Source organism: Delftia sp. DS1230, assembly GCF_040112715.1.
Taxonomy (GTDB): Bacteria; Pseudomonadota; Gammaproteobacteria; order Burkholderiales; family Burkholderiaceae_C; genus Comamonas; species Comamonas tsuruhatensis.
This window is the reverse complement of the sequence record NZ_CP157763.1, coordinates 6249205-6275976: the sequence shown is the minus strand read 5'-3', so window position 1 is coordinate 6275976 and position 26772 is coordinate 6249205. Positions and strand designations below refer to the sequence as shown.

29 protein-coding genes are annotated in these 26772 nt (G+C 66.9%); 20 read left to right on the top strand and 9 right to left on the bottom strand.

Translation table 11 applies throughout. The annotated features are described in order from the left end of the window. Nucleotides 1–414: 414 nt before the first annotated feature. The 7 genes from rpmH (at nt 415) to AAN986_RS28270 (ending at nt 6249) form a co-directional block, all read left to right on the top strand. Nucleotides 415–549, top strand: a complete 135-nt coding sequence (gene rpmH, locus AAN986_RS28300) for a 50S ribosomal protein L34 (protein ID WP_012207856.1) — start codon at nt 415–417, stop codon at nt 547–549. Between the two features lie 58 nt (nt 550–607). Beyond that, complete coding sequence (locus AAN986_RS28295) at nt 608–1117, top strand: ribonuclease P protein component (RefSeq protein WP_047217511.1); 510 nt, start codon at nt 608–610, stop codon at nt 1115–1117. Beyond that, the gene (yidD, locus tag AAN986_RS28290) at nt 1114–1404 is read left to right on the top strand and encodes a membrane protein insertion efficiency factor YidD (RefSeq protein WP_016447257.1); all 291 of its coding nucleotides are present in this window, start codon (nt 1114–1116) and stop codon (nt 1402–1404) included. The genes AAN986_RS28295 and yidD overlap by 4 nt, the downstream gene beginning before the upstream one ends. Further along, nucleotides 1401–3110 carry a membrane protein insertase YidC gene (gene yidC / locus AAN986_RS28285; RefSeq protein ID WP_016447256.1) on the top strand — a complete coding sequence of 570 codons (1710 nt, stop codon included), beginning with the start codon at nt 1401–1403 and terminating at the stop codon, nt 3108–3110. The genes yidD and yidC overlap by 4 nt, the downstream gene beginning before the upstream one ends. A 100-nt stretch (nt 3111–3210) precedes the next feature. Beyond that, nucleotides 3211–4632, top strand: coding sequence for a tRNA uridine-5-carboxymethylaminomethyl(34) synthesis GTPase MnmE (gene mnmE, locus AAN986_RS28280; RefSeq protein ID WP_046239395.1), 1422 nt, complete (start codon nt 3211–3213; stop codon nt 4630–4632). 222 nt (nt 4633–4854) lie between these two features. Continuing rightward, entirely contained in the window at nt 4855–5334 is a 480-nt protein-coding gene (locus tag AAN986_RS28275) for a cyclic nucleotide-binding domain-containing protein (protein ID WP_016447254.1), read from the top strand. Nucleotides 5335–5511: 177 nt separating this feature from the next. Continuing rightward, entirely contained in the window at nt 5512–6249 is a 738-nt protein-coding gene (locus tag AAN986_RS28270; protein ID WP_016447253.1) for a hypothetical protein, read from the top strand. A 17-nt stretch (nt 6250–6266) separates the two neighbouring features. Here AAN986_RS28270 and AAN986_RS28265 read toward each other — a convergent pair whose 3' ends face one another. Next, complete coding sequence (locus tag AAN986_RS28265) at nt 6267–6824, bottom strand: adenine phosphoribosyltransferase (protein WP_017405006.1); 558 nt, start codon at nt 6822–6824, stop codon at nt 6267–6269. Between the two features lie 96 nt (nt 6825–6920). Here AAN986_RS28265 and AAN986_RS28260 point away from each other — a divergent pair, with 96 nt between their 5' ends. The 4 genes from AAN986_RS28260 to AAN986_RS28245 are packed head-to-tail and all read left to right on the top strand — an operon-like array spanning nt 6921 to nt 9938. Continuing rightward, nucleotides 6921–7922 carry a KpsF/GutQ family sugar-phosphate isomerase gene (locus tag AAN986_RS28260; protein ID WP_016447251.1) on the top strand — a complete coding sequence of 334 codons (1002 nt, stop codon included), beginning with the start codon at nt 6921–6923 and terminating at the stop codon, nt 7920–7922. Next, nucleotides 7922–8482: an HAD hydrolase family protein gene (locus tag AAN986_RS28255; RefSeq protein WP_016454196.1), complete on the top strand. Its 561-nt coding sequence runs from the start codon at nt 7922–7924 to the stop codon at nt 8480–8482. The genes AAN986_RS28260 and AAN986_RS28255 overlap by 1 nt, the downstream gene beginning before the upstream one ends. Next, nucleotides 8479–9096: an LPS export ABC transporter periplasmic protein LptC gene (lptC, locus tag AAN986_RS28250; protein WP_047217510.1), complete on the top strand. Its 618-nt coding sequence runs from the start codon at nt 8479–8481 to the stop codon at nt 9094–9096. The genes AAN986_RS28255 and lptC overlap by 4 nt, the downstream gene beginning before the upstream one ends. A gap of 41 nt (nt 9097–9137) precedes the next feature. Beyond that, nucleotides 9138–9938: an SDR family oxidoreductase gene (locus AAN986_RS28245; RefSeq protein WP_016447248.1), complete on the top strand. Its 801-nt coding sequence runs from the start codon at nt 9138–9140 to the stop codon at nt 9936–9938. Nucleotides 9939–10041: 103 nt separating this feature from the next. Here the strand turns inward: AAN986_RS28245 and AAN986_RS28240 are convergent, their stop codons facing one another. Beyond that, nucleotides 10042–10569 (bottom strand): RNA-binding protein, encoded by a 528-nt coding sequence (locus AAN986_RS28240; protein ID WP_082001643.1) that lies wholly within the window; start codon nt 10567–10569, stop codon nt 10042–10044. Between the two features lie 255 nt (nt 10570–10824). Further along, a complete protein-coding gene (locus AAN986_RS28235; protein ID WP_016447246.1) occupies nt 10825–11190 on the bottom strand; it encodes an RNA-binding protein in 366 nt (121 codons plus the stop codon). A 493-nt stretch (nt 11191–11683) separates the two neighbouring features. Here AAN986_RS28235 and AAN986_RS28230 point away from each other — a divergent pair, with 493 nt between their 5' ends. The 4 genes from AAN986_RS28230 (at nt 11684) to AAN986_RS28215 (ending at nt 15332) form a co-directional block, all read left to right on the top strand. Beyond that, nucleotides 11684–12262, top strand: coding sequence for a TMEM165/GDT1 family protein (locus tag AAN986_RS28230; protein ID WP_034348253.1), 579 nt, complete (start codon nt 11684–11686; stop codon nt 12260–12262). 106 nt (nt 12263–12368) lie between these two features. After that, entirely contained in the window at nt 12369–13517 is a 1149-nt protein-coding gene (locus tag AAN986_RS28225) for a homoserine O-acetyltransferase (RefSeq protein WP_047217601.1), read from the top strand. After that, entirely contained in the window at nt 13514–14098 is a 585-nt protein-coding gene (metW, locus tag AAN986_RS28220) for a methionine biosynthesis protein MetW (RefSeq protein WP_012207840.1), read from the top strand. Before AAN986_RS28225 ends, metW begins: the two co-directional genes overlap by 4 nt. 70 nt (nt 14099–14168) lie before the next feature. Further along, the gene (locus AAN986_RS28215; RefSeq protein ID WP_252651921.1) at nt 14169–15332 is read left to right on the top strand and encodes a glycerophosphodiester phosphodiesterase; all 1164 of its coding nucleotides are present in this window, start codon (nt 14169–14171) and stop codon (nt 15330–15332) included. Here AAN986_RS28215 and AAN986_RS28210 read toward each other — a convergent pair. Beyond that, a complete protein-coding gene (locus tag AAN986_RS28210; protein WP_016447241.1) occupies nt 15316–15957 on the bottom strand; it encodes an NAD(P)H-dependent oxidoreductase in 642 nt (213 codons plus the stop codon). The genes AAN986_RS28215 and AAN986_RS28210 overlap by 17 nt on opposite strands. A gap of 38 nt (nt 15958–15995) precedes the next feature. Further along, entirely contained in the window at nt 15996–16385 is a 390-nt protein-coding gene (locus tag AAN986_RS28205; RefSeq protein WP_016447240.1) for a MerR family transcriptional regulator, read from the bottom strand. A gap of 123 nt (nt 16386–16508) precedes the next feature. Between AAN986_RS28205 and AAN986_RS28200 the strand changes: the two genes are divergently transcribed. Continuing rightward, nucleotides 16509–18023, top strand: coding sequence for a M20 family metallopeptidase (locus AAN986_RS28200; RefSeq protein ID WP_047219260.1), 1515 nt, complete (start codon nt 16509–16511; stop codon nt 18021–18023). Then, nucleotides 18023–18907, top strand: a complete 885-nt coding sequence (locus AAN986_RS28195; RefSeq protein ID WP_047219259.1) for an alpha/beta hydrolase — start codon at nt 18023–18025, stop codon at nt 18905–18907. The genes AAN986_RS28200 and AAN986_RS28195 overlap by 1 nt, the downstream gene beginning before the upstream one ends. Here AAN986_RS28195 and AAN986_RS28190 read toward each other — a convergent pair. Next, nucleotides 18894–19646 carry a 16S rRNA (uracil(1498)-N(3))-methyltransferase gene (locus AAN986_RS28190; RefSeq protein WP_047219258.1) on the bottom strand — a complete coding sequence of 251 codons (753 nt, stop codon included), beginning with the start codon at nt 19644–19646 and terminating at the stop codon, nt 18894–18896. The two genes, AAN986_RS28195 and AAN986_RS28190, sit on opposite strands and share 14 nt — an antisense overlap. Before the next feature lie 13 nt (nt 19647–19659). Beyond that, the gene (locus tag AAN986_RS28185; protein WP_016447236.1) at nt 19660–20757 is read right to left on the bottom strand and encodes a phosphotransferase; all 1098 of its coding nucleotides are present in this window, start codon (nt 20755–20757) and stop codon (nt 19660–19662) included. A 92-nt stretch (nt 20758–20849) separates the two neighbouring features. Between AAN986_RS28185 and AAN986_RS28180 the strand changes: the two genes are divergently transcribed. The 3 genes from AAN986_RS28180 (at nt 20850) to rsmA (ending at nt 25598) form a co-directional block, all read left to right on the top strand. Next, nucleotides 20850–23285, top strand: a complete 2436-nt coding sequence (locus AAN986_RS28180; RefSeq protein WP_126312534.1) for an LPS-assembly protein LptD — start codon at nt 20850–20852, stop codon at nt 23283–23285. 41 nt (nt 23286–23326) lie between these two features. Then, on the top strand, nt 23327–24754 hold the full coding sequence (locus tag AAN986_RS28175; RefSeq protein ID WP_034365467.1) for a peptidylprolyl isomerase: 1428 nt from the start codon (nt 23327–23329) through the stop codon (nt 24752–24754). A gap of 76 nt (nt 24755–24830) precedes the next feature. After that, the gene (gene rsmA, locus AAN986_RS28170) at nt 24831–25598 is read left to right on the top strand and encodes a 16S rRNA (adenine(1518)-N(6)/adenine(1519)-N(6))-dimethyltransferase RsmA (protein ID WP_017404994.1); all 768 of its coding nucleotides are present in this window, start codon (nt 24831–24833) and stop codon (nt 25596–25598) included. 66 nt (nt 25599–25664) lie between these two features. On the opposite strand, the gene AAN986_RS28165 is transcribed toward rsmA, so the two are convergent. Together AAN986_RS28165 and AAN986_RS28160 are read right to left on the bottom strand one after the other, a co-directional pair. Beyond that, on the bottom strand, nt 25665–26090 hold the full coding sequence (locus tag AAN986_RS28165) for a barstar family protein (protein ID WP_013804792.1): 426 nt from the start codon (nt 26088–26090) through the stop codon (nt 25665–25667). Nucleotides 26091–26239: 149 nt separating this feature from the next. Then, nucleotides 26240–26659, bottom strand: a complete 420-nt coding sequence (locus tag AAN986_RS28160) for a ribonuclease (protein ID WP_047219257.1) — start codon at nt 26657–26659, stop codon at nt 26240–26242. Nucleotides 26660–26772: the final 113 nt, after the last annotated feature.

Below are 26772 nucleotides of genomic sequence, written 5' to 3'. Positions count from 1 at the left end.
TGTCGAAGTCTAGTTGTGGATAGGAGGAACTGTTGCGAGGCTGCCATTGTAGCTTTTGCGGAAGTTATCCACAAAATATCAGGAGCTTGTCCTCTGCCCTGTCGCAAAATGGGCAGGCATCCTTCGGGTTCGAAGGGCATTGCATCAAGTGGGCAACGCTGTGATAATCGCGGGTTTCCCTGAATGTGTTCAGGGTGATATGTCCCGCCCGTCTGCATCGGGTCTGCATGCTGCTGCTGGTTGCCTTGGGCGAAACCTTCCCGGTTCGCGCTCCTGGCCGCACATGGCAAGTGCATCGTGCAGATTTTTGGCAGGTGGCCTGGCGGTTTGCCTTTGTGGCGGCTGCTGGCTGCACTGCGTGTAGCGTGCCGGATACGGGACCGGTGCAAAACTGAACCTTCTCTAGGAACCAACATGAAACGTACTTACCAACCCTCCAAGACCCGTCGCGCCCGCACCCACGGCTTTCTGGTCCGCATGAAGACCAAGGGCGGCCGCGCCGTGATCAACGCTCGCCGCGCCAAGGGCCGCAAGCGTCTGGCCGTCTAAGGCCAGCCATTGCTGGGCGGTTTGCTCGCTGCACTGAACCCCTGAAAGGGGTGCTGGAATGCAACGGCTGAAAACACGTCCGCAGTTTCAGGCCGCCATGGCTGCCGGTACGGTTTCGCGTACCGCGCACTTCGCCCTGCACCGTCTCGTTCTGACGGAGCAGGTCGCTGCCATGCCGCCACCGACAGGGCCCGGATCGCAAGATCCGCAGGCCCTGTTCGGCGTTGGCGCGGTGCGCCGGGATGCCTGGCTGGGGGCCATGGTGCCCAAGCGCTGGGCGCGCCGATCGGTGACACGCCACACCATCAAGCGGCAGATCTACGCCGTGGGCGGCGAGCACGAGGCCTTGATGCTCCATGGCGCGCATGTGGTGCGATTGCGCTCGGGCTTTGACCGGCGCCAGTTCGTGAGCGCCACGTCCGATGTGCTCAAGCAGGCGGTTCGTGCCGAGCTGCAGCAGCTGTTCGCCCATGCCGCGAAACGCCTGTCGCAGCCGGCACCCGGGTTGCCTCAGCCAGCGCAGGAGCCGGCCGCTGCCGCTGGCGAGCCTGCCGGAGCCACGCCATGATGCAGCGGCTGCTGATGGCGCTGGTGCGTGGCTATCGGCTGATGCTCAGTCCCTGGCTGGGCTCGGCCTGCCGCTTCACGCCGACCTGCTCTGCCTATTCCCTTGAAGCGCTGGAGCAACACGGCGCTGCGGTAGGCTCCTACCTGACACTGCGCCGACTGGCGCGCTGTCATCCGTGGTGTGACGGGGGGCATGACCCTGTGCCAGAGCACAAGCCCAGGCTGTTCACCAGCCTGACGGCTGCGCCCGAAAACACCCAACCTTCCTCACCTAAGAAGTCTTCATGAACGATATTCGCCGCACCATCCTGTGGGTGATATTTGGCTTTTCGCTGGTCTTGCTATGGGACAAATGGCAAGTGCACAACGGCAAGAAGGCCACTTTCTTCCCCGCGCCGGCCGTGGCCACGGCCCCGGCACCTGAAACGGGCAAGGCGCCCGGCGACGCCAGCGTGCCCTCGGCAGCGACTGCGGCAACGGCCGGTGCCGGCGAAGTGCCTGGCGGCGCTGCCGCGCCCGAGGCTGCTCCGCGCCAGAACGTGACCATCAGCACCGACGTGCTGCGCCTGACCTTCGACAGCCAGGGCGGCACGCTGCGCCATGCCGAGCTGCTCAAGTACGCCGATTCCGCCCACAAGGACAAGCCGGTCGTGCTGTTCGACGAGAGCGTGCACCGTGTGTATCTGGGCCAGTCGGGCCTGATCGGCGGCGGTTTCCCCACGCACAAGACGACCATGACCGCGCTGCCCGGTGCACGCGAGCTCAAGGACGGCGAGGACCAGATGGAGCTTCGCTTCGAGTCGCCCGACATGGGCGGCGTGAAGCTGGTCAAGATCTGGACGCTCAAGCGCGGTGCCTACGACATCGGCGTGCGCCATGAAGTGGTGAACACCGGCACGACTGCCGTGAACCCGCAGCTGTACCTGCAGCTGGTGCGCGACGGCAACAAGCCCGAAGGCGAAGAGTCCACCATGTACTCCACCTTCACGGGCCCGGCCGTCTACACCGACGAGAAGAAGTACCAGAAGGTCGAGTTCAAGGACATCGAAAACGGCAAGGCCAGCGTCGAGAAGTCGTCCTCGGGCGGCTACGTGGCCATGGTCCAGCATTACTTCGCCAGCGCCTGGCTGCTGGCCGAAGGCGTGCAGCGCGAGAACTTCCTGCGCAAGGTGGACAGCAACCTCTACGCCGTCGGCATGATCACGCCCGTGGGCACCATCGAGCCCGGCCAGAGCAAGAGCGTGGAAGCGCGCCTGTTTGCCGGACCCCAGATCGAAAAGCGCCTGGAGGCTCTGGCCCCCGGCCTGGAGCTGGTCAAGGACTATGGCTGGCTGACCATCCTGGCCAAGCCGCTGTACTGGCTGCTGGACAAGCTGCACGGTTTCCTGGGCAACTGGGGCTGGTCCATCGTGGCCCTGGTGCTGCTGCTGAAGATCGCCTTCTACTGGCTCAATGCCAAGGCCTACTCCTCGATGGCCAAGATGAAGGCCATCAACCCGCGCATCATGGAAATGCGCGAGCGCCTCAAAGACAAGCCCCAGCAGATGCAGCAGGAGATGATGCGCATCTACCGCGAGGAAAAGGTCAACCCCATGGGCGGCTGCCTGCCCATCATCATCCAGATCCCGGTGTTCATCGCGCTGTACTGGGTGCTGCTGTCCAGTGTGGAAATCCGCAACGCGCCCTGGATCGGCTGGATCACCGACCTGTCGGCCAAGGACCCGCTGTTCATCCTGCCCGTGCTGATGACCCTGTCGTCGCTGCTGCAGACCGCGCTGAACCCCGCTCCGCCGGATCCGATGCAGGCCAAGATGATGTGGATCATGCCCCTGGTCTTCAGCGTGATGTTCTTCTTCTTCCCGGCCGGCCTGGTGCTGTACTGGCTGACGAACAACATCCTGTCCATTGCCCAGCAGTGGATCATCAACACCCGCATGGGCGTGCCGCCGCAGTTCAATCTGCCCAACTTCGGCAAGACCAAGCCTGCCAAGTAAGCCTGCGAAGGCCCTGGCTCCAAAGCCCGCTTCGGCGGGCTTTTTTCATGGGCGGCCTATCATCGGCGGCCTGAAATCCCTTCCCAAGAAAGCTCCATCCATGCTGCCCCGCCACAACGACCCCATTGCCGCCATCGCCACCGCTCCGGGGCGCGGCGCCGTGGGCATCGTGCGCGTCTCCGGCAAGGGGGTGGCGCCGCTGGTGCGGGTGCTGTGCGGGCGCGACCTCAAGCCGCGCGAGGCCACCTACCTGCCGTTGCGCGATGCCGCAGGCGGACCCATAGACCACGGCCTGGCCCTGTTCTTCCCGGCGCCGCACAGCTACACCGGCGAGGACGTGCTGGAGCTGCAGGCCCACGGCGGCCCGGTCGTGCTGCAGCTGCTGCTGGCACGCTGCCTGGAGGCGGCGCAAGAGCCTCTCGAAGGCCATCGCAGCGTACTGCCTGGCCTGCGCCTGGCCCAGCCTGGGGAATTCACCGAACGTGCCTTTCTCAACGACAAGATCGATCTGGCCCAGGCCGAAGCCATTGCCGACCTGATCGACGCCAGCACCGAGGCCGCCGCGCGCAGCGCGAGCCGCTCGCTGTCGGGAGCCTTCTCCGAGGAGATTCATGGCCTGCGCGATGCGCTGGTGCACCTGCGCATGCTGGTCGAGGCCACGCTGGACTTTCCCGAGGAAGAGATCGACTTCCTGCAAAAGGCCGATGCCAGCGGCCAGCTCGCGCGGCTGCGCGGCAAGCTGGACCAGGTGCTGTCGCGCGCCCACCAGGGTGCGCTGCTGCGCGAAGGCATCAAGGTCGTGATCGCAGGGCAGCCCAATGCGGGCAAGAGCTCGCTGCTCAATGCGCTGGCCGGTGCCGAGCTGGCCATCGTCACGCCCATCGCCGGCACCACGCGCGACAAGGTGCAGCAGACCATCCAGATCGAGGGCGTGCCCCTGCATGTGATCGACACGGCAGGCCTGCGCGAGAGCAGCGACGAGGTCGAGCGCATCGGCATCGCGCGCGCCTGGGACGAGATCGCCGCGGCCGATGCCGTGCTCTTCCTGCACGACCTCACGCGCATGGGCGACAACGACTATCTGGCCGCAGACGCGGCCATCGCCGAAACCCTGGCCCAGAAGCTGCCGGGCCAGGTGCCCGTGATCGATGTCTGGAACAAGACCGATCGCGCCGAGCCGGCCCAGCTGCAGGTGCATGGCGGGCGCGAAGGCAGCGTGGCGCTGTCGGCACGCACTGGCGACGGCCTGGATGCGCTGCGCCGGCGCCTGCTGGATGTGGCCGGATGGCAGTCCGCTCCCGAAGGCCTGTACCTGGCGCGCGCACGCCATGTGGAGGCGCTGCAGGCCGTGGCCGCGCACCTGGAAGAGGCCGAGCTGCAGCTGGCGGCCCAGGCCGCCCATCTGGACCTGCTGGCCGAGGAACTGCGCCTGGCCCAGGTCTCGCTGAACTCCATCACAGGGGAATTCAGCTCGGATGACCTGCTGGGTGTGATCTTCTCGAGCTTTTGCATTGGCAAGTGACAGAGGGGATGCGGGCTGAGCGCGGCATGCTCAGCACGTCTGATGAGATGGCGGCAATATTTATCTTTTGCTACAAAATTTGCCGTCGAAAACCCACGCGCCGGCATTGGCGTGCCCGCTGCCGTCGCTTAGCATGCGGCGTGCCGCAGCGGCCCTTGCCGCTGCCTGTCGCCGGGTGCCGTCCCGGAGCGGGTACGCGGCCCACTTCGAACCGGATCCGCCATGTCTTCTTCCTCCCACAATGATTTGCGGCCTTTGGCCCAGGCCATGTCGTCGGCCGTGGCTGTCGACGGTGTGCAGAACGCGCTGACCTCGGAGCAGTGGGATCTGCTGGCACCTTACCTGGTGCCCGTCACTCTGGCCGCGGGCGAGCTGCTGTTTGCCGAAGGTTCGCTGGACCGCAATCTGTACTTCGTGGAGTCCGGCAGCCTCAGCGTGCACTACCAGGATGCCAAGGAGCGCATCCGCCTGGCCATCGTCGGTCCGGGCTCCATCCTGGGCGAGGGCGCCTTCTTCGCGCACCGCGCGCGCCACGCCACCGTGCAGGCTGCCGCGCCGGGGCGCCTGTGGTGCCTGACGGCCATGCGCTTCGCCGAACTCAGCAACCGCCAGCCCGGGGTGGCGCTGGCCCTGGTCATGGCCGCCGGCCAGGTCCTGGCGCGACGCGCGGTGGACAGCCGCCGCCGGGTGGCGAGCACCTGAGCAGCACCTGAACGGCACTTGGGCGAAGGCTCTCCGGGGGCCGGGTGGGATTACAGACCGGGCTTTGCTCTGCGACAAATTGATACAGCGGTTTTTGCAACACCTGTGCTCAAAATGTCGCCAAGTTGCAGGCACAATGCCGCGAGTTTGTGACTATTCGTGACAATGAGAGCCCCCATGTCTGTGTTCAACTGGTTTTCCCGCAAGCCTTTGCCCGAACAGGGTCGTGGTTCGCCTGGAAACGATGGCCAGGCCAACCCCGCGGCACGCCGTGATGCCGTCGCGGCCGGGCGCCGCAGCGAGCGGTCCGAGCGCCGTGAGCAGCTCTACGGCGTGGTGCGCGATGTCATGGTGCGTGCCGGGGTGTTGTCGGCCAGCTACAAGTTCAAGGTGCTCTCGCTGGACAGCGTGGGCCAGCGCTTCGTGGTGATGATGGACCTGGCACGGGCCTATGCCAGCGAAACCGCTCGGCTCAGCGAGATCGAGGCCATGCTGGCCCAGGCGGCCAAGGCCCGCATGGGCGCGGTCGTGACAGCCGTGTACTGGCGGGTCAGCGACCAGAACGCTGCCGCCCAGGCCCAGGTGCATTCCGTGGCCGTGCGCACACCGCGTCCCGTCCAGCCCGTGGCCGTCCCCGCCGTGGCTGCGATGGAGGCCGTGGCGCCCCAGCGCCGCAGGCAGGACACGGCGCCGTTCGAGCCCATAGACGATCAGGAAATGGCCGCCTTCAAGATGGCCGTGGCGGCCATGCCCGCTGCAGCCCGTGGTGCGGGCTCTGCAGCTGCGGCGCCCGCCGGCGTGCGCCGCTCGGGCCCCTTGCTCGGGCCGGGCGCAGGCGAACGCGGCGCGGACTTTCACCACAGCACGCTGGACCATCTGGACCTGGGTGTCACCCAGTACGGCGAACTGCGCTGACCGGGCGCCGGCCTGATTCAGTGGCCGGCGAAATCCACCAGCGTGAACAGCGGCAGGCCGCCATCGCGCAGCAGGGTGGAGCCGCCCAGTTCGGGCAGATCCACGATGGCCGCGCCCTCGATCACCGTGGCGCCCAGCTTTTCCAGCAATCTCTTGCCGGCCATCATGGTGCCGCCGGTGGCGATCAGGTCGTCGATCAGCAGTACGCGATCGCCGGTCTTGACGGCATCTGTGTGCAGCTCCACCGTGGCGCTGCCGTATTCGAGCTCATAGGTTTCCTCCACCGTGGTGAACGGCAGCTTGCCCTTCTTGCGGATGGGCACAAAGCCAACGCCCAGCTCGTGGGCCACCACGGCACCCAGGATGAAGCCGCGTGCATCGAGCCCTGCCACCACGTCGGGGCGCATGCCGCGCTGCATGTAGCGGTGCACGAAGGCGTCGGTCATCACGCGAAAGACCTGGGGATCCTGCAGCAGCGGCGTGATGTCGCGGAACTGCACGCCGGGCGCCGGCCAGTCGGGCACGGTGCGTATGTGCGATCGCAGGTAGTCGTTGACGCTGAGGGTGGTGTGCATGGCGCTGGATCGGGGGCTGGAAAGAACGGGCCAGTGTACCCAGACGCCCGATGGGGCCGCCGCCGCCGGGTAGCCAGACCGCCTAAAATCTTCCAGATGAATTCTGATGCTGCCACCTTGAATGCGCTGGATACGTCCAGGGTCCTGCGCCTGGCCCGCGACACCCTGGGCATCGAGGCCGATGCCCTTCTTGCCATGTCGCAGCGCCTGGATGGCGTGTTCGGTGAAGTGGTGCAGCGCATCCTGAGCCTGTCCGGCCGCGTCGTCGTGATGGGCATGGGCAAGAGTGGCCATGTCGGGCGCAAGGTGGCGGCCACCTTGGCATCCACGGGCACTCCCGCCTTCTTCGTGCATCCGGGCGAGGCCAGCCATGGCGACCTGGGCATGGTGACCGGCATCGATCTGGTACTGGCGCTGTCCAACAGCGGCGAGGCCGATGAACTCACCGTGCTGCTGCCTGCCATCAAGCGCCAGGGCATACCCCTGGTGGCCATGACCGGCGGCGCGCAGTCCACGCTGGCCCGCCATGCCGACTGGGTGCTGGACACCCGTGTGGAGCGCGAGGCCTGCCCTTTGAACCTGGCACCCACGGCCAGCACCACCGCGCAGATGGCCATGGGCGACGCCCTTGCCGTGGCACTGCTCGATGCACGCGGCTTTGGCGCCGAGGACTTTGCGCGCTCCCATCCGGGCGGCGCGCTGGGCCGCAAGCTGCTGACCCATGTGCGCGATGTCATGCGCAGCGGCAAAGAGCTGCCCAAGGTCGGGGCCGATGCCAGCTTTGTCGAGTTGATGCGCGAGATGAGCGCCAAGGGCCTGGGCTGCTCGGCCATCGTCGATGCGGCAGGCGTGCTGCAAGGCATCTTCACCGACGGAGACCTGCGCCGCCGTGTCGAGGCCGGCACCGACCTGCGCGCGCTGCAGGCCGGCGATGTCATGCACAAGGGCCCCCGCACCATCGCCGAAGACGCGCTGGCCGTCGACGCCGCCAGCATGATGGAAGAGCACGGCATCACCGCCGTGCTGGTGGCCGATGCGCAGCACCAGTTGCGCGGCGTGGTCCATATCCGCGACCTGATGCGCGCCAAGGTAATCTGATGGCACGCGCTCCCTTGACGCCCGTGCAGAACTGGGACGCACCACTGCTGCTGCTGGCGCAGGACGTGCGGGTGGCATTCTTCGATGTCGATGGCGTGCTGACCGATGGCGGCCTGCTGTTCTCTGGCGAAGGCGAAGTGCTCAAGCGCTTCAACACGCTGGACGGCCATGGTCTGAAACTGCTGCAAAAGGCTGGCATCACGCCCGCCGTGGTGACGGGCCGCGATTCGCCCGCGCTTCGCCTGCGGCTGAGCAATCTGGGCGTCACGCATGCGCGCTTTGGCACGGAAGACAAGGTGCCTGCCGCCGAGGCCATCCTGAAGGAGCTGGGCCTGCAATGGCACCAGGCGGCAGCCATGGGCGACGACTGGCCGGACCTGCCCGTGATGCGGCGCTCCGCCTTCGCCTGCGCACCGGCCAACGCCCATGACGAAGTGCTGGCCGTGGCCGATTGGGTCACGCCGCGCAGCGGCGGTGAAGGAGCGGTGCGCCAGCTGTGCGACCTGCTGCTGGCCGCGCGTGGCGCCTATGCCGGGCTGCTGGCGGAATACGCATCATGATCCAGGCCTGGCGCCGCGTCGGTGACCGGCTTTCCCTGTACCTGCCCGTGCTGCTGATGGGCCTGCTGGCGCTGGGCACCTGGTGGCTGGTGCGCAATGCGCCGCAGCCCCTGGCCAGCGGCACCGAAAAGGCCGTGGCGCACGAGCCCGACTATTTCATGAAGGATTTCTCGATCAAGAGCTTCGATGCCACGGGGCGTCTGAAGAGCCAGATCGAGGGCAGCATGGGCCGCCACTATCCCGATACCGACACGCTTGAAATCGACAACGTCCGCATGTTCGCGGTCTCGCCCGAAGGCCGCATCACGCGCGGCAGTGCGAACCGGGCGCTGAGCAATGCCGATGGTTCCGAGGTGCAAATGTTCGGCAATGCCATCGTCACGCGCGAGCCATTTGTGACAGCAGGTAAACAGCCGCAGCCGCAGTTGCAATTCCAGGGCGAATTCCTGCACGCTTGGCCCAACGAGGAGCGCGTGAGTTCCAACCAGCCCGTGGTGCTGACCCGTGGCAAGGACCGCTTCACGGCCGATAGCATGCAGTACAGCAACCTGGATCTGGTCATGAAACTGCAGGGCCGCGTGCGCGGCACCCTGCAGCCTTCCAGGACCAAGTAAGGCGCCAGCGCAAGCGCAGGCATGCCGATGGAGAACAAGCCATGACGACATCCTCGCGCAGCCCGGCACCCCTGGCCTTCATCACCGGCGCATCCAGCGGCATAGGCCAGGCCCTGGCCTGGCACGCCTACCAGCAAGGCTGGTCGCTGGCGCTGGTGGCTCGGCGCGGCGACGTGATGGCGCAGTGGGCTGCGCAACAGGGCCTGGACTCCTCGCGTTTCGCCCTCTACGAGGCTGATGTGGGCGTGCCTGACAGCATCATCGCCGCCGCCCGGCGCTGCGAGCAGCAGCAGGGCCTGCCCGATGTCGTGATCGCCAATGCTGGCGTCAGCTGGGGCGTGGACACCTCGATGCGCGAGGATATCGACACCATGCAGCAGGTGCTGGCCGTCAACACGATGGGGGTTGTGGCCAGCTTCCACCCCTTCATCGCACCCATGGTGCAGCGTGGAAGCGGGCAACTGGTCGGAATTTCCAGTGTGGCCGGGCTGCGCGGCCTGCCAGGACACGGCGCTTATTGCGCCAGCAAAGCTGCAGTCATTGCCTATTGCGAAAGCCTTCGCGGTGAATTGCGCAGTAGTGGCGTAAAAGTCACGACATTGCTTCCTGGCTATGTGGATACACCCCTCACGCGTGGTAACCGCTATGGCATGCCATTCCTATTGGAGCCGCAGGAGTTTTCCGCAAGGGCCTGGCGTGCCATTGAAGCTCGCCGCAGTCTGGTCATCATTCCATGGCAAATGGCCTGGGTGGGGCGGTTGATGAAAATTCTCCCCAACGCGATATTCGACAGGCTGCTTGTAGGACGGAAGCGCAAACATCGGCATTTGGAAAATCCCTGATGCCCATTGCCGTTCGGAATATGCTCATGCACGCATCTTGTGCGTAAAAAAGGCTCCATGAAGGAGCCTTTTTGATTCGGGGTAACACTGAGAACCGTGGATCTCATTCCCCGTTGTTATTGTTGTTTCCCCAGCCGCCGCCACGGCCGCCATTGCGGGGGCCGGAGCCATAAGGGCTGCGGAATCCGCCGTCGCCACGACCGCCGTAGCCGCCGCCACCGCCGCCGTCACCACGGCCATAGCCGCCACGGTCGCCACCGTCACCGCGTCCGTAGCCACCGCCATCACCGCGGCCACCGCCACCGTAACCGCCGCCGCCACCATCACCACGGCCATAGCCGCCGCCACCGCCGCCAAAGCCGCCCGAACGCGGGGGACGAGGCTCCATGGGACGTGCTTCGTTCACCACGAGGCTGCGTCCGCCCAATGGCTGGCCATTCATGCCCTGAACGGCAGCCTGAGCCTCGGCATCACTGCCCATCTCGACAAACCCGAATCCCTTGGAACGGCCTGTGTCGCGCTCCATCATGACCCGGGCGCTGGTGACAGCGCCGAACTGGCTGAATGCCTGCTCCAAGTCGTTGTCACGCACACCATAGGGAAGGTTGCCGACGTAAAGCTTATTGCCCATCAAAAACTCCTCAACTCCTCAATGCTCACTGGTTTGCGCTCGGCTTCAGGACGCACAGACATCAGGTTCCTTGTATACAAGAGCCTGGCCAACCTTCCTAAACACATAGCGTTCGAACGGGTCTGCCCGAAACTAAATTATGAAGCACAAAAATCAAAAAGATAAATGCTCGAAAACACAAGCTGATAACGTTTGGCAACAAAAAAGGGGCCCGGAGGGCCCCTTTTTTTGCTAACGCATGCTCTAAGCGAGAGCTTAGTAGCTGTTGCGACGGCCACCGCCGTAGCCGCCGTCGCGGTTGCCACCGCCGAAGCCGCCACCGCCGCCACCACCGAAGCCGCCGCCGAAGCCGCCGCTACGGGGAGCGCGGGGCTCCATCGGGCGGGCTTCGTTGACCACCAGGTCACGGCCGCCGCGGTTTTGGCCGTGCAGGCCTTGGATAGCAGCTTGTGCTTCGGCATCGCTGCCCATTTCGACGAAGCCGAAACCCTTGGAACGGCCGGTGTCGCGCTCCATCATTACCTTGGCGCTGTTAACGGCGCCGAATTCGCTGAAGGCTTGCTCCAGATCGCTGTCACGGAAGGTGTACGGCAGGTTGCCGACGTAAAGCTTGTTGCCCATGGAGGACTCCTGAAAAAACTGGAAAACGCGATGGAGCCCTAGGGAGTCAACACGGGATGACAACGTTAGAGACGCAAACGCACTAGCACTCATTGAGCCGAAGCCCGAACGAAAGCTCGCCCATTATGTGGCAGAAGTTTTCGCACGTTATTACTGTTTCGCAAAAATTCGTCGTGCCCGCCACAGAATGCCCCTGGGAGTTACCCTGAAATTGCGGCAGCGCATAAGCAAGTGCCTTGGCGGCAGTGGGGGCCGGCATGCAGATCCGAGGGCTGCTATGATCGCCGGCTCAGTCTTTGGGGAGTAGATCGTTCGGCTCAGCAGCCGGATGCATGCGTCAACAAACTTGGGCCTTCGCTGGCCTATGGCGTATGCGGCGCGCAGTGCAATGCTGCGTGTGACCGATCGAGACCATTGACCGCGCACCGATCCAAAGGCCGGAGTCGGAGCGTGGTCAATGCGTGCTCTATCCGGCCGGACAAATCCCCACACCATGGAAGCCTTCCTGATTTCAACCTCCGTCGTCGCGCTTGCCGAGATGGGGGACAAGACCCAGCTGCTGTCGCTGGTGCTCGCCGCGCGTTTTCGCAAACCCTGGCCCATCGTTGCGGGCATTTTCGTGGCCACCCTGGTCAACCATGCGCTGGCCGGTGCCGTGGGCGCCTGGATCACCAGCTATCTTGGCGAGAACGCCATGCGCTGGATTCTTGGCCTGTCCTTCATCGCCATGGCGGTCTGGATGCTGATCCCCGACAAGCTCGACGAGGACGAGGTCTCCGGGCATTCGCGCTGGGGCGTCTTCGGCACGACGCTGGTGGCCTTCTTCCTGGCCGAGATGGGCGACAAGACGCAGATTGCCACCGTGATGCTGGCGGCCAAGTACAACGCCTACCTGTGGGTGGTGGCGGGCACCACGCTGGGCATGATGCTGGCCAACGCTCCCGTGGTGTGGCTGGGCGACAAGCTGGTCAAGCGCGTGCCCATCCGGCTGGTGCATGTGATCTCGGCCGTGATCTTCCTGGTGCTGGGCGTGCTGGCCCTGTTCCTTCCGGGGGCAGGCGTTTTGGCATAATGATTCTTCATGCGCCGATTTGCTTCTGCTTGCGGGCGCTTTATAAATCCAGCTAAAGACGACACCAGAGAACCCGGCCTCGTTTTTAGCGATGCCGGGTTTTTTCATGTCCTTCATCGCCACACCACAATCCATGCACTTCGACGAGCCGCTGCCGCTGCAGGGCGGCGGCTCGATCCGTGACTACGACCTCGCCTACGAGACCTACGGGCAGCTCAACGCCGACCGCAGCAATGCCGTGCTGGTCTGCCATGCGCTCAACGCCTCCCACCATGTGGCCGGCGTGTACGAGGGCCAGCCCAAGAGCGAGGGCTGGTGGGACAACATGATCGGCCCCGGCAAGCCCGTGGACACGAACCGGTTCTTCGTGATCGGCGTGAACAACCTGGGCTCGTGCTTTGGCTCCACGGGCCCCATGCACACGCATCCGGACACCGGCAGGATCTATGGCGCCGACTTTCCCGTGGTCACCGTGGAGGATTGGGTGGACGCCCAGGCCCGGCTGCTGGACCGGCTGGGCATAGTGCAGCTGGCCGCGGTGCTGGGCGGCAGCCTGGGCGGCATGCAGGCGCTGTCCTGGTCGCTGCGCCATCCGGACCGCATGCGCCATGCCGTGGTCGTGGCCAGCGCGCCCAACCTCAATGCGGAGAACATCGCCTTCAACGAGGTGGCGCGGCGCGCCATCGTCACCGATCCGGATTTCCATGGCGGGCATTTCTACGAGCATGGCGTGGTGCCGGCGCGCGGCCTGCGCATCGCCCGCATGATCGGCCACATCACCTACCTGAGCGACGACGTGATGAACCAGAAGTTCGGCCGCCAGCTGAGGGAGGGCCTGGACCTGAAGTACAGCACGCAGGACGTGGAGTTCCAGATCGAGAGCTACCTGCGCTACCAGGGCGAGAAGTTCAGCAGCTACTTCGACGCCAATACCTACCTGCTGATCACGCGCGCGCTCGACTACTTCGACCCGGCGCGCACGCATGGCGGCGACCTGACCCAGGCGCTGTCGGTGGCCAAGGCCGGCTTTTTGCTGGTCAGCTTCACCACCGACTGGCGCTTCGCGCCCGCACGCAGCCGCGAGATCGTGAAGTCGCTGCTGGAGAACAACCGCGACGTCAGCTATGCCGAGATCGACGCGCCCCACGGCCATGACGCCTTCCTGCTCGACGACCCCCGCTACATGAACGTGATGCGCTCCTACTTCGACGGCATCGCCCAGGAAACCACGACAGCCGCCAAGGAGGCCGCATGACCGAGCTGAACACCATGCAGGCGATTGCGCGCCTGATCCCCAAGGGCTCGCGCGTGCTCGACCTGGGCTGCGGCGATGGCGCCCTGCTGTCGCACCTTCAGCGCGAGCGTGGCTGCACCGGCTACGGCGTGGAGCTGGATGACGCCAACGTGCTGGCCTGCGTGCGCCGGGGCGTGAACGTGCTGCAGCTGAATCTGGAGGACGGCCTGGCCATCTTCCAGGACAACAGCTTCGACGTGGTGCTGCAGATCGACACGCTGCAGCATCTGCGCAATGCCGAGACCATGCTGCAGGAGACGGCGCGCATAGGGCGCGCGGGCATCGTCGCCTTCCCCAACTTCGCGCACTGGCCCAACCGCCTGTCCGTGCTGCGCGGGCGCATGCCGGTGACGCGGCGCCTGCCCTACCAGTGGTATGACACGCCCAACATCCGCGTGGGCACCTACAAGGACTTCGAGGTGCTGGCCACCCGGAACCGGCTGCGCATACTGGACTCCTTCGGCCTGCAGGATGGCCGCAGCGTGCGTACCCTGCCCAATCTCATGGCGGGCACGGCGGTCTTCCATTTCGAGCACGCCTGAGCGCAGGCGGGCCATGCCCGTGTCATCCCCGGCGCGCACAATCGAATGCCCCGAGACCCCGGAGACAGACATGGACAACCTCCCACGCCGCCGCGCGCTGGTCCTGGCCGGCGCGGCCGCCGGCCTGCTGGTGGCCGGCTGCGCCGCACCGCAGGCGCCCGCCCGAAGCGATGCCGCTGCCGACTGGCCGCCCCGGCCCGCGCTGATCGCCCATCGCGGCGCATCGGCGCTGCGGCCAGAGCACACGCTGGAGGCATACCGCGAGGCCATACGCGCGGGCGCCGACTTCATCGAGCCCGACCTGGTCATCACGCGCGATGGCGTGCTGGTGGCGCGGCATGAGAACGCCATCGCCATCCTGGCGGCCGACGGCAGCCTCAAGGAGGCCACCACCAATGTGGCCGACCGTCCCGAGTTCGCGGCGCGCAAGACCACCAAAACCATCGACGGGCAGGCGATCACGGGCTGGTTCGTGGAGGATTTCACGCTGGCCGAGCTGAAGACGCTGCGTGCGCGCGAACGCATTCCGGCGATCCGCCCGGCGAATGTGCAGTTCAATGACCGTTTCGAGGTGCCCACGCTGCAGGAGGTCATCGACCTGGCCCGAGCCGAGAGCGCACGCACGAGCCGCACCATCGGCATCTATCCCGAGACCAAGCACCCGAGCTACTTCCAGTCCATCGGCCTGCCGCTGGAGCCCGCGCTGCTCAAGCTGCTCGCGGACAACGGCTGGAACCATGCGCAGGCGCCGGTGTTCGTGCAGTCCTTCGAGGTCGAGAACCTGCGCTGGATCCGTGCGCGCAGCAGCCTGCGCCTGGTGCAGTTGCTGGCGCCCAAGGGCAAGCCCTATGACAGCGTGGCACGCGGCACGGGCCCCGGCTATGCCGACATGGTCACGCCCGCAGGCCTGGCCGAGATTGCGCGCTACGCCAACGGCATAGGGCCGAGCAAAAGCATGGTGATCCCCGTGGTGCAGGGTGCGAATGCCGCGCCCACTGCGCTGGTGGCCGATGCCCATCGCGCGGGGCTGCTGGTCCATCCCTGGACGCTGCGGCCCGAGAACGCCTTCCTTCCCCTGAGCCTGAAATCTCCGCCCGCACAGGACGGCGCCCGGCGTGGCAATGCGCGCGCCGACATGGACGATTTCCTGCGCACGGGCATCGATGGCATCTTCACCGACGACCCGTCGGTGGGGCGAGCCGCCATTGACGCATTGCTCAAGTCGCGGCCTTGACCGGACGTGCTGCCGTGCGCCGGCCCGCTGCCTGCGCCTGCTCCAGCCACTGCTGGCGGCGTGCGGCATCGGCGCCGAGCACGGGTCCGAAACTGTGTATGCGCACGGGCCGGATGCCGCTGAACTCCAGGATGGCACGGCGCATCTGGTGATGGCCCGGCATGTGCGCCAGCCAGCGGTAATACCAGGGCGGGGAATCCATGCTCACCAGCAGATCGGCGGTGCGGCCGGCCAGCAGCCGGTCCCACAGCATCGAGCCCTTGCGGTACTTGAAGGCGAAGCCCGGCAGAAAGATGCGGTCGATGAAGCCCTTGAGCAAGGCCGGCAGGCCGCCCCACCAGGTCGGATAGACCCAGGCCAGGTGGCTGGCCCACAGGATGTCGGCCTGGGCCTGCTGCAGGTCAGGCTCCAGAGGCTGATCCTGGCGATAGCCGGCGCGCAGCAGCGGGTCGAATTCCAGTTCGCCCAGGCGCAGCGTGCGCACTTGGGCACCGCTGTCGCGTGCGCCCTGGGCGTAGGCATCGGCCAGGCCGGCGCACAGGCTGCCGGCCGACGGGTGGCCGAGGATGATCAGGATGCGCTGGGGATGATGGGGGTGCGTAGTGCTTGGAGACATGGCGGCCATGTTCGCCTTGCCCCAAGGGGCAGGGTCAAGACCCTGGATCAAGCCATGGCGGTTTCGCAGGCGCGTTCTCTGGAATCCGCCGGCTCCAGGCGGCATTCGAGCAGCTCACGCTCCAGTGCGGCCAGCTGCGTCTGCAGTCCCTGAAGGTGCTGCATCTGCGCCTGCACCTGCTCGCGGCGGCCGCGCAGCAGCCGGGCCAGCGCGTCCCAGCTGTCGGCGTGGTCCAGGCGCTGCAGGCCATGCAGCTCGTCGAGCCGAAAGCCCAGCCCCAGCGCCTGGCGGATGCGCTGCACCAGCACCAGATCCTGCTGTCCATACACGCGGTAGCTGCCTGCCCGCGCCACGGCACCGAGCAGGCCCCGTGATTCATAGAGCCTGACGGCCTTGGGCGAGCAGCCGGCGCGTCGGGCGAGTTCTCCGATATACATGGGGCGTGATCGTAGTCGCTGGCACCGGGCTCTCATGGTCTGCATGGCGTTGGCGCACAATGACCGGATCGCGGCGCTGGCTTCGCTCGAACGGTGCGCCCATCCCTGACACGAGGACCCACCATGAATGCACGCACTCCTTCACAACTGCTGCAGCCCGCAGCCGCGCTGGACCGGATCAGCCGCTCCTGGGACGAGCGCATCGTCCCGGCGCTGACCGAGTACATCGCCATTCCCGCCAAGTCGCCCATGTTCGCGCCCGACTGGGAGCAACAGGGCCACCTGGAGACCGTGCTGCGCAATGCGGCCGACTGGGTGCAGGCGCAGAAGGTGGCCGGCCTGACGCTGGAGATCGTGCGTCAGCCGGGCCGCACGCCAGTGCTGTTCTTCGAGGTGGAAGGCACGCAGGACAAGGCGGCCTCCAGCCCCACGGTGCTGATGTACGGCCATCTGGACAAGCAGCCCGAGTTCGACGGCTGGCGCAGCGATCTGGGTCCGTGGACGCCCAAGTACGAGAACGGCAAGCTCTATGGCCGTGGCGGCGCCGACGACGGCTATGCGGTCTACGCCAGCATTGCCGCCGTGCAGGAGCTCAAGCGCCAGGGCGTGCCGCACCCGCGCATCCTGGGCCTGATCGAGACCTGCGAGGAAAGCGGCTCGCGCGACCTGCTGCCCTATGTCGATGCCCTGCGTCCGCGCCTGGGCGATGTGGGCCTGGTGATCTGCCTGGACAGCGGCGCCGGCAACTACGACCAGCTGTGGCTGACCACCAGCCTGCGCGGCATGGCCAGCGGCACGCTGAAGGTGGAGATCCTCACCGAGGGCGTGCACTCGGGCGATGCCTCGGGCGTCGTGCCGTCGTCCTTCCGCATCCTGCGCCAGGTGCTGGACCGTCTGGAGGACAGCAAGACCGGGCGCCTGCTGCCCGCCAGCTTCCACTGCGAGGTCCCGGCCGACCGCATGGCCCAGATGCGCGCCACGGCGGCCATCCTCGGCGAGGAGACCTATGCGCGCTTTCCCTGGGCGCATTACGACTGCGGCGGCTCCACGCTGTTTGCCCTGCCCACCACCACCGACCCGGTGCAGGCGCTGGTCAAGCGCACCTGGGAGCCCACGCTGAGTGTCACAGGCGCAGAGGGCCTGCCCGCGCTGCAGGATGCCGGCAACGTGCTGCGGCCCTACACGGCCTTCAAGCTCAGCCTGCGCCTGCCGCCCCTGGTCGATGCCGCCGCCTGCGTGCAGGAGATGAAGGCGCTGCTGGAGGACAACGCGCCCTACCAGGCCCGTGTGACCTGGCAAGGGCTGTCGGGTGCCAGCGGCTGGAATGCGCCAGCCATGGACGGCTGGTTCGAGGACGCGCTCAACGCCGCCAGCCAGGCGCATTTCGGCGCTTCCTGCGGCTACATCGGGCAAGGCGGCACGATTCCGCTGATGAACATGCTCAGCCAGGGCTTTCCCAAGGCCCAGATGATGGTCTGCGGCGTGCTCGGTCCCAAGAGCAACGCCCACGGTCCCAATGAATTCCTGCACGTGCCCTATGCCAAGAAGCTCACGGCCGCCGTGGCCCAGGTGATCGCCGCCATGGCCGGGACGCAGGCAGCTTCCGAAGCCGGTGCCGGCACTGCCGGCGGGGCGTGATGGCAGCGTCTGCCCCCGCACCCGTTCCTGCATCTGCCTCGCAAGGCCAGGTCACGCGCCTTGCGTCCAGCGACGGCGCCGAGCTGTCACTGCGCGACTGGCCCGTGGACGAGGGCCCGGCGCGCGCCACCGTGCTGCTGGTGCACGGCCTGGGCGAGCACATCGGCCGCTATGCGGCGCTGGCCCAGCGGCTCAATGCCTGGGGCTATGCCGTACGCGGCTACGACCAATATGGCCACGGACGCTCGGCAGGGCCGCGCGGTGGCCTGACGGGCGACAACCGGCTTCTGGACGACCTGGCGGCCGTGGTGGATGACACGCGCGCCCGGCAACCGGCCGGCCAGCCGCTGGTGCTGTTGGGCCACAGCCTGGGCGGCCTGGTGGCGGCGCTGTTCGTGGCCCGGGCCATCCGGCCTGTCGATGCGCTGGTGCTGTCCTCGCCAGCCCTCGATGTGGGCCTGTCGCCGATCCAGAAGTTGCTCGTTGGCACGCTGCCGCGCCTGCTGCCCGATCTGCGCGTGTCCAACGGCCTGCAGATTCCGTATCTCTCGCATGACGTGGCGGTCTGCGATGCCTACCGCGCCGATCCGCTGTGCCACGACCGCATCAGCGCACGGCTGGCGCGCTTTCTGGCGCAGGGCGGCCCGCAGGTGCTGGCCCGTGCGGGCAGCTGGAGTGTGCCCAGCCTGTTGCTGTGGGCAGGGGACGACAGGCTGGTGGCGCCGGCCGGCAGCCAGGCCTTTTCCGACCGTGCGCCGCCGGCCGTGGTGCAGGCGCAGTGCTTTGACGGCGCCTACCACGAGCTGTTCAACGAAAGCGATGCCTTCGCCGCGCCCGTGTTCGCCAGGCTGCGGCAGTGGCTGGGCCGGTTCAGTCCAGCGTGAGCGCCGCCAGCGCGGCCAAGGGCGCGGTTTCCGCGCGCAGAACGCGTGGACCCAGCGTGACGGGCACGAAACCCTGGGCGCGGGCCAGGGCCTCTTCGGCCGGAGAGAGGCCCCCTTCGGGGCCCGATAGAAAGACCACGGGCGCATCCTCGGCCGTGGCGTCCACGATCTCGCCCAGCGGCCGGGTTCCCTCGCCCAGCGACAGCAGCAGCCGCAGCGTGCCGGGCGGCAGCTGTTTCGCGCCGCCCTCCAGCCAGTCTTGCAGGTCGGTGGGCGCATGCAGCGGCGGCACGCGGTTGCGTGTGCACTGCTCGCAGGCCGACACGGCCACGGCCTGCCAGTGCGCCAGCTTTTTCTCGGCGCGCTCGCCCTTGAGCTTGAGCACGCTGCGCTCGGCCACCAGCGGCGTGATGCTGGCGGCGCCCAGCTCGGCGGCCTTCTCCACCAGCCAGTCCATGCGTTCGTTGGCCGTGATGCCTGCCAGCAGGTGCACGGGGCGCAGCGGTTCGCGTTCCACGGCGTGGTGCGCGCCTATGCGCACGGCTACGTCGCTGCGGCCCATGCGCAGCACGGTGGCCTCGAACTCGCCGCCGCTGAAGCCTTCGCCGGCACGGCCCTGAAAGAGGGTGATGCCGTCGCCGGGCTGCAGGCGCAGCACCTGCACATGGCGCGCCGCACCGGGCGGCAGTTCGATGTCGTCGCCGCTGTGCAGCGCGATGGGGCAGTGAAAGCGTGGCATGGCGTACCTGTCCTCAAACGCGCCCGTAGGCCCAGCCCACCTGGGGCTGGATGTTCTCGATCTGGTCCACCAGGCGCAGCAGCGGCGTCAGCTCGCGGTAGCGGCTGCAGGTGGCGCGGATGTAGTGGATGAAGCGCGGCGTATCCGCCAGGTAGCGGGGCTTGCCGTCTCGCAGTGTCAGCCGTGCAAAGATGCCGGCCACCTTGAGGTGGCGCTGCAGCCCCATCCACTCCACGCCACGGTAGAACTCGCCGAAATCGTCGCCCCAGCCGCTTTGGCTGCGCGCGCCCACCAATCCCGACTTGCGTGCCTTTTCCCAGTAACGCACGGTAATGTCGATGACAAAGTCCTCTTCCCAGCTGATGAAGGCATCGCGCAGCAGGCTGGCGATGTCATAGGTCACTGGGCCGTAGACCGCATCCTGGAAGTCCAGCACGCCCAGCGGGCCGCTGGCGGTCACGGGCTGCATGAGATTGCGCGTCATGAAGTCGCGGTGCACGAAGACGCTGGGCGCCGCCAGGTTGTGGGCCACGATCTGGTCGAAGGCCTTGGCCAGCGTGGCCTGCTGCCTGTCGTCGAGCACGGTCTCGCGGTGGCGCGCGATGTACCAGTCGGGGAACAGCTGCAGTTCGCGGCGCAGCAGGGCGTCGTCATAGGCGGGCAGCACGTCGGGGCGCGAGGCGGTCTGCCAGGCCAGCAGCACCTCCAGCGCCGAGCGGTACCAGGCTTCCGCGTCCTGGGGCTTTTCCGGGTCCAGCGCCTCGATGACGGTGTGGCCGCCCAGGTCGGACAGCAGCATGAAGCCGTGCACGGCGTCCCAGTCCAGGATCTGCGGCACGGCCAGGCCGGCCGAGGCCATCAGCGCCTGCACCTTGGCGAAGGGCGCGCAGTCTTCCTTGTCCGGCGGGGCATCCATGACGATGAGGCTGGCGCCGGCGGCGGTGTCCAGGCGCAGATAGCGGCGAAAGCTGGCATCGGCCGAGGCAGGGCGCAGGGTTTCGGGGCGCAGCGCGTGGCGGGCGGACAGCGGGGCCAGCCAGGCGTCGAAGGCGGCATGGCGGGCGGGGTCGGCCCAGACAACGCCGGCCGTGGGGGTGTTTGGATGGCTCATGGATAATCGCGATTCTACAAACCGCCACCCCGGCGAATGCCCGGCGGTGATGCTAGGCTTGCGCCTTTGTCCACCCGCCGCTGTTGACCACCGTGTACCTCCGACCGCCGCTCCCCGATCCGCTGGCTGCCCGCGCGCCCGCGCGCCCCGCTGTACGCCCGCTGGCCTGGCTTGTGGCTCTCGCATGGGCCGGTGGCTCGACGCTGGCCCAGGCCCAGCCCGCTGCGGCCGATGAAGGCCGGCTGCAGCAGGTGCGCCCGCTGCGCCCCAGCACGCTGATGCAGGAAACCTACCCTGAGGCGGTCCGCTCCCAGCAGCCCGTCTACGTGCGTGGCGACGCGCTCAGCGGCCAGCCGGACATCAATGCGGTGATCGAGGGCAATGCCGAACTGCGCCGCGGCGACACCATGATCCGCGCCGACCGGCTCGAATACCAGGTGCCCGACGACCGCGTCAATGCCTCGGGCGCCGTGCACATCAACCAGGCCGGCAATGTCTACGAAGGCTCGCAGCTGGACCTGCAGGTCGATGCCTTCAAGGGCTTTTTCGACAACGCCGGCTACCGCTTCCTGGCCAACGGGGCCTACGGCAAATCCTCGCGCGTGGACTTCATCGACCGCGACCATGCCGTGGTCCATGACGCGACCTACACCACCTGCCAGCGCGATGACGAAGCCACCTGGCAGCCGGCCTGGATGCTGCGCGCCCGGACCTTGCACATCGACATGGCCGAGGAAGTCGGCGTGGCCGAAGGCGCGGCCCTGCAGTTCAAGGGCGTGACCGTGCTGCCCGTGCCGCGCATGAGCTTTCCGCTGTCGGACAAGCGCAAGTCGGGCCTGCTGCCTCCCACCATGGGCCTGGACAAGCTCAGCGGCATCGAATACACGCAGCCCTACTACTGGAACCTCGCGCCCAACCGCGACATGACCCTGTATCCCTCGGTCATGAGCAAGCGCGGCGTCAACCTGGGCGCCCAGTTCCGCTATCTGGAGCCCACCTATTCGGGCGAGGCCTACGCGGCCTACATGCCGGGCGACCGCCAGCGCGACCGTGACCGCTGGGCCTACTCGCTGCAGCACCGGGGCGTCATCAGCTCGCCCATCGGCGGCCTGGGGTTGAACATGAACCTCAACCGCGTCAGCGACGACAACTACTGGCGTGATTTCCCGCTGGCCGCCCGTACGCTGCGCGAGCGCCTGCTGCCCAGCGACGTGAACCTGTCCTGGGCGCGTGGCGACGGGGTGCTGACCCTGCGCACCCTGTACTGGCAGACCATGCAGGACGCATCGGCGCCCATTGCCCCGCCCTACGGCATGAAGCCGCAGCTGCAATGGCGCTACACGCCGCTGGACCTGCCGCACGGCCTGGACTTCAGCTTCGTGGCCGACACCACGCGCTTCGAGATCGACAAGCCCCTGGCCGGCATGACCTACAACAACGGCCAGCGCAGCTACATGCAGGCGCAGCTGAGCCGTCCCTTCCTGTCGCCGGGCGCCTTCATCACGCCCAGGATCCAGTTGCACACCAGCAACTACCAGGTGGACCGCCTGATGAGCAACGGCAGCCGCAATGCCTCGCGCACGCTGCCCACGGTCAGTGTGGACAGCGGCCTGGTGTTCGAGCGCGACACCACGCTGTTCGGCCGCCAGCTGCTGCAGACCTTCGAGCCGCGCGCCTTCTACACCTACACGCCCTACCGCGACCAGAGCTTTCTGCCGCTGTACGACACGGCGCGCAACGACTTCAACTTCGCGAGCATCTACTCCGAAAACGACTACAACGGCCAGGACCGCATTGCCGACAACCACCTGCTGACCCTGGGCGCGACCACACGCCTGATCGACGGGGCCACGGGCGCGGAGAAGGCGCGCTTCGGCATTGCGCAGCGCGTGCGTTTCTCCGACCAGAAGGTCATCCTGCCCGGCGAGGTGCCTGCCACCAGCCGGCTGTCCGACGTGCTGCTGGGTGCGGCCATCAACTGGACCGATGCCTGGTCCACCGAAGGCACGACCCAGTACAACCGCGACCTGAACCGCCCGGTGCGCACCACCTTCGGCGCGCGCTACAGCCCCAGCTCCTACCGCACGGTGAACGTGGCCTACCGTACCCAGTACGACACCGTGGCACGCACCGATGCCAGCAAGCTGGTCGATGTGGGCTGGCAATGGCCCATCAACGACCTCTGGGGCGACAAGGGCCGTGACCTGGGTGCCGGCCGTGGCCAGGGCGGCGGCCGCTGGTACACGGTGGGCCGGCTGAACTACAGCCTGAAGGACCGCAAGCTCGTCGATACCGTGGTCGGGCTGGAGTACGACGGCTGCTGCTGGATTGGCCGCGTGGTGCTGGAGCGCCTGCAAAGCTCCATCACCCAGTCCAACACCCGGCTGCTGTTCCAGATCGAGTTCGTAGGCTTCTCGCGGCTGAGCCTGGGTGCCGACCCGCAGCGCAGCCTCAAGCAGAATGTGCCGCGCTACCAGTACCTGCGCGAGTCGGTGACGCCGCCCAGCCGCTTCACCAATTACGATTAGAGCCAAGGCTCCAAACACGCTTTTTGCAAGGCATCTCTCCCATGCGTTTTCTTTCCCAGACCCATTGCTGCGCAGCGGCCGCTGTGGCGCTGGCCTTGCTGGCCACCACAGCCCAGGCGCAAGGCCTGCGTGTTCCGGGCCAGTCCAGGGCGCCCCAGGCCGGCGATGCCTCCGTCTCGCGCGCGCTGGACGCCACCAACCAGCCCTTGTCGCGTGATCGCGGCGGCAATGCCGGCGTGCGCTCGGCCGACTACATCGTGGCCGTGGTCAACTCCGAGCCCGTGACCAACAACGAGGTGCGGGCCCGCATGGCGCGCGTGGCGCAGAACATTGCCGAGCAGGGCGGCCAGATGCCGCCCGAGGCGCTGCTGGCCCGCGAGGTGCTGGAGCGGCTGATCGTGGAAAAGGCCCAGCTGCAGGAAGCCAAGGACACGGGCCTGCGCGTGGATGACTACGCCGTGGACCAGGCGCTGACCAATGTGGCGCGGCAAAACGGCCTGGACAAGGCCGGCCTGCAGTCACGCCTGCGGGCCGAGGGCGTGAACGAAAAGCAGTTCCGCGAAGAACTGCGCCGCCAGATCACGCTGCAGCGCCTGCGCGAGCGCGATGTGGACGGCCGCGTGCGCGTGACCGAAGCCGACATCGACCGCTACCTGGCCGAGCAGCGCAGCGGCGGCGCCGACAAGGCGCCGGCGGCCGTGAACCTGGGCCACATCCTGATCGCCGTTCGCGAGGATGCCAGCCCCGCCGAAGTGGCCGAGCGCGAAGCCCGCGCCAAGCAGGCTGCCGAGGCGGCCCGCACGCAAGGCGACTTCCTGGCCGTGGTCAAGGAGTTCTCCGATGTGCCCGACGGCCAGGGCGGCGGCGCCATGGGCATGCGCCCGCTGGACCGCTACCCCGAACTGTTCACCAAGGCCGTGGGCCAGACGCCGCAGGGCGGCATCGTCGGCCCCTTCCGTTCGGGCGCGGGCTTTCACGTGCTCAAGGTGCTGGAGAAGTCGCAGGCCGGCATGCCTTCCGTGGTCACGCAAAACCATGCGCGCCACATCCTGCTGCGCATCGGCGACCAGATGACCGAGGCCGATGCCGCCAAGCGCCTGGCCGACTACAAGCGCCGCGTGGACAGCGGCCAGGCCAGCTTCGAATCGCTGGCCCGCGAGTTCTCGCAGGACGGCAGCGCGCGCAACGGCGGCGATCTGGGCTGGGCCTCGCCCGGCCAGTTCGTGCCCGAGTTCGAGCAGGTGCTCAATGCGCTGCAGCCCGGGCAGGTCAGCGACCCGCTGGTCTCGCGCTTCGGTGTGCACCTGATCCAGCTCATCGAGCGTCGCCAGGCCGCGCTGACGCCGCGCGAGCAGCGCGACATGGTGCGCAACGTGGTGCGCGAGCGCAAGCTCGAAACCGACTACCAGACCTGGCTGCAGGAGCTGCGTGGCCGCGCCTACGTCGAGTACCGCGAGCCCCCGCAATAAGACACCCCCCAAGCAGCCATGGCTGCGGCAGTCCACAATGGAAGGCGGTGCCATGGCGCACCGCCTTGCTTTTTCTATGAAACACATTCCTCGCAAACGCTTCGGCCAGAACTTCCTGACCGATGGCGGCATCATCGACGGCATCGTGCGTGCCATCGATCCCCGGCCGGGCCAGTCCATGGTCGAGATCGGTCCGGGCCTGATGGCCCTGACCCAGCCCCTGGTCGAGCGCCTGGGCCGGCTCACCGTGATCGAACTGGACCGCGACCTGGCCGTGCGCCTGCGCCTGCACGAGCAGCTCGACGTGGTCGAGTCCGACGTGCTCAAGGTGGACTTCCGTGCCATTGCCGCGCGCCTGGGCGTGCCCAAGCTGCGCATTGCGGGCAACCTGCCCTACAACATCTCCAGCCCCATCCTCTTTCACCTGCTCGAGCAGGTGGACGTGGTCGAGGACCAGCACTTCATGCTGCAAAAGGAGGTCATCGACCGCATGGTGGCCTCTCCGGCCACGGCGGCCTATGGGCGGCTGACGGTCATGCTGCAGTGGCGCTATGCGATGGAGAGCGTGCTGTACGTGCCGCCCGAGAGCTTCAATCCGCCGCCCAAGGTGGACAGCGCCGTCGTGCGCATGGTCCCGCGCGAGGCGCCGGCGGCCCTGGACGCGAAGCTGCTGGAGGAGATGGTGCAGGTGGCCTTCAGCCAGCGGCGCAAGATCCTGCGCAACACGCTGGGGCGCTGGCTGGAAGCCAAGGGCTTTGACGGGGAGTTCGACCTGCAGCGCCGCGCCGAGGAAGTGCCGGTGTCCGAGTACGAGGCACTTGCAGCCCGGTTCACGCGCAGCTAGACGCAGGTGACGCACGGCGCCAGCGCCCGCATGGGACGCTGGCGCCGTGCAATCAATGTGCGGCTCTTACAGGAAAGAGTAGAAGCAGCGGAACGGGATCTTGCGCTCGGCCCAGTACTCGGCCGCGTCGCGGAAGCTGTCCAGCAGCTGCTCGCGCACTTCCTTGTCGAACTTGGGCGTGGTCGGGATCTGGTCGAGCACGAGCACAAAGCCCGGCTGCGGGCCGGCCTTGTGGATGGGGTCGGTCAGGCAGTCGTAGAGCGCGTCGAAGTTCTTGCCGAAATGCGCGGGGAAGAAGAACTGCGTGGCCAGCAGCTCCAGGATGTCGGCCTTGGTCTGCGCATGGGCCAGGTTGGCATACAGGAAATGGCACCCCAGCGTCTCGGCCGCCTGTTGCAGATCCTCCACCCTGTAGGCGCGGATGGACTGCACGATGTTGGCGCGCACGTTCCGCAAAGGGGTGTCCGGGATCTTACGAAGTGGTGCATCCATCTCCGTGGCTCTTTCTCTAACGTGGATGTGGCCTGCGGGTACGGGCACGTGGCCTGCGGCGTCCCCGGGCTGTGGATGAAATGCAGACCCCTGCCAGCGCACTGCGTCGGACGCGGAGGGTCGAACTGGCTGCAAAGGCTGGGTCGAGGTCATTCGATGATCTTGCGAAAGCTGCTGTAGTGGTCGCTGGTGTAGTAGCAGGCATCGGGCTGCCGTGGCTCTCCGCCGCAGACGATGCGGCGGGCTCCGCGGTCACGCGAGCCGGGGGTGCGCACCGTGTACTCACGGTAGTAGCCGCGCGACTGGCGCGGCAGGATGCGCTCGCGGTTGCCGAACACCGTGCCGTCCTTGTCGTGGGCAAAAGGCCCGCCGCGCAGGATCAGCGTATAGGTGGAACGGCCTTCGCGCGGCAGCTCTGACAGGGTGACGGTGGCCATGGCCGCCGTCGAATCCGCGCTCTCGGGCGCCGAGCGGCGCGCATCAGCGAGCGAGGGCGACAGCACAAAGGCGGCCCCGACGATGAGCGCTAGACCGGACTGGTACGCCTTGGCGGCGGCTGCCTTCAGCATCAACTACACCTTTCAGAAATCCAGGGAAGCCCTGAAATCTCGACCCGCTAGTGTGACGGAACCCCCCTCAAAATGCAAGTTCTGCCTAAAAAACAGGCAGCTTGACCGAGGAA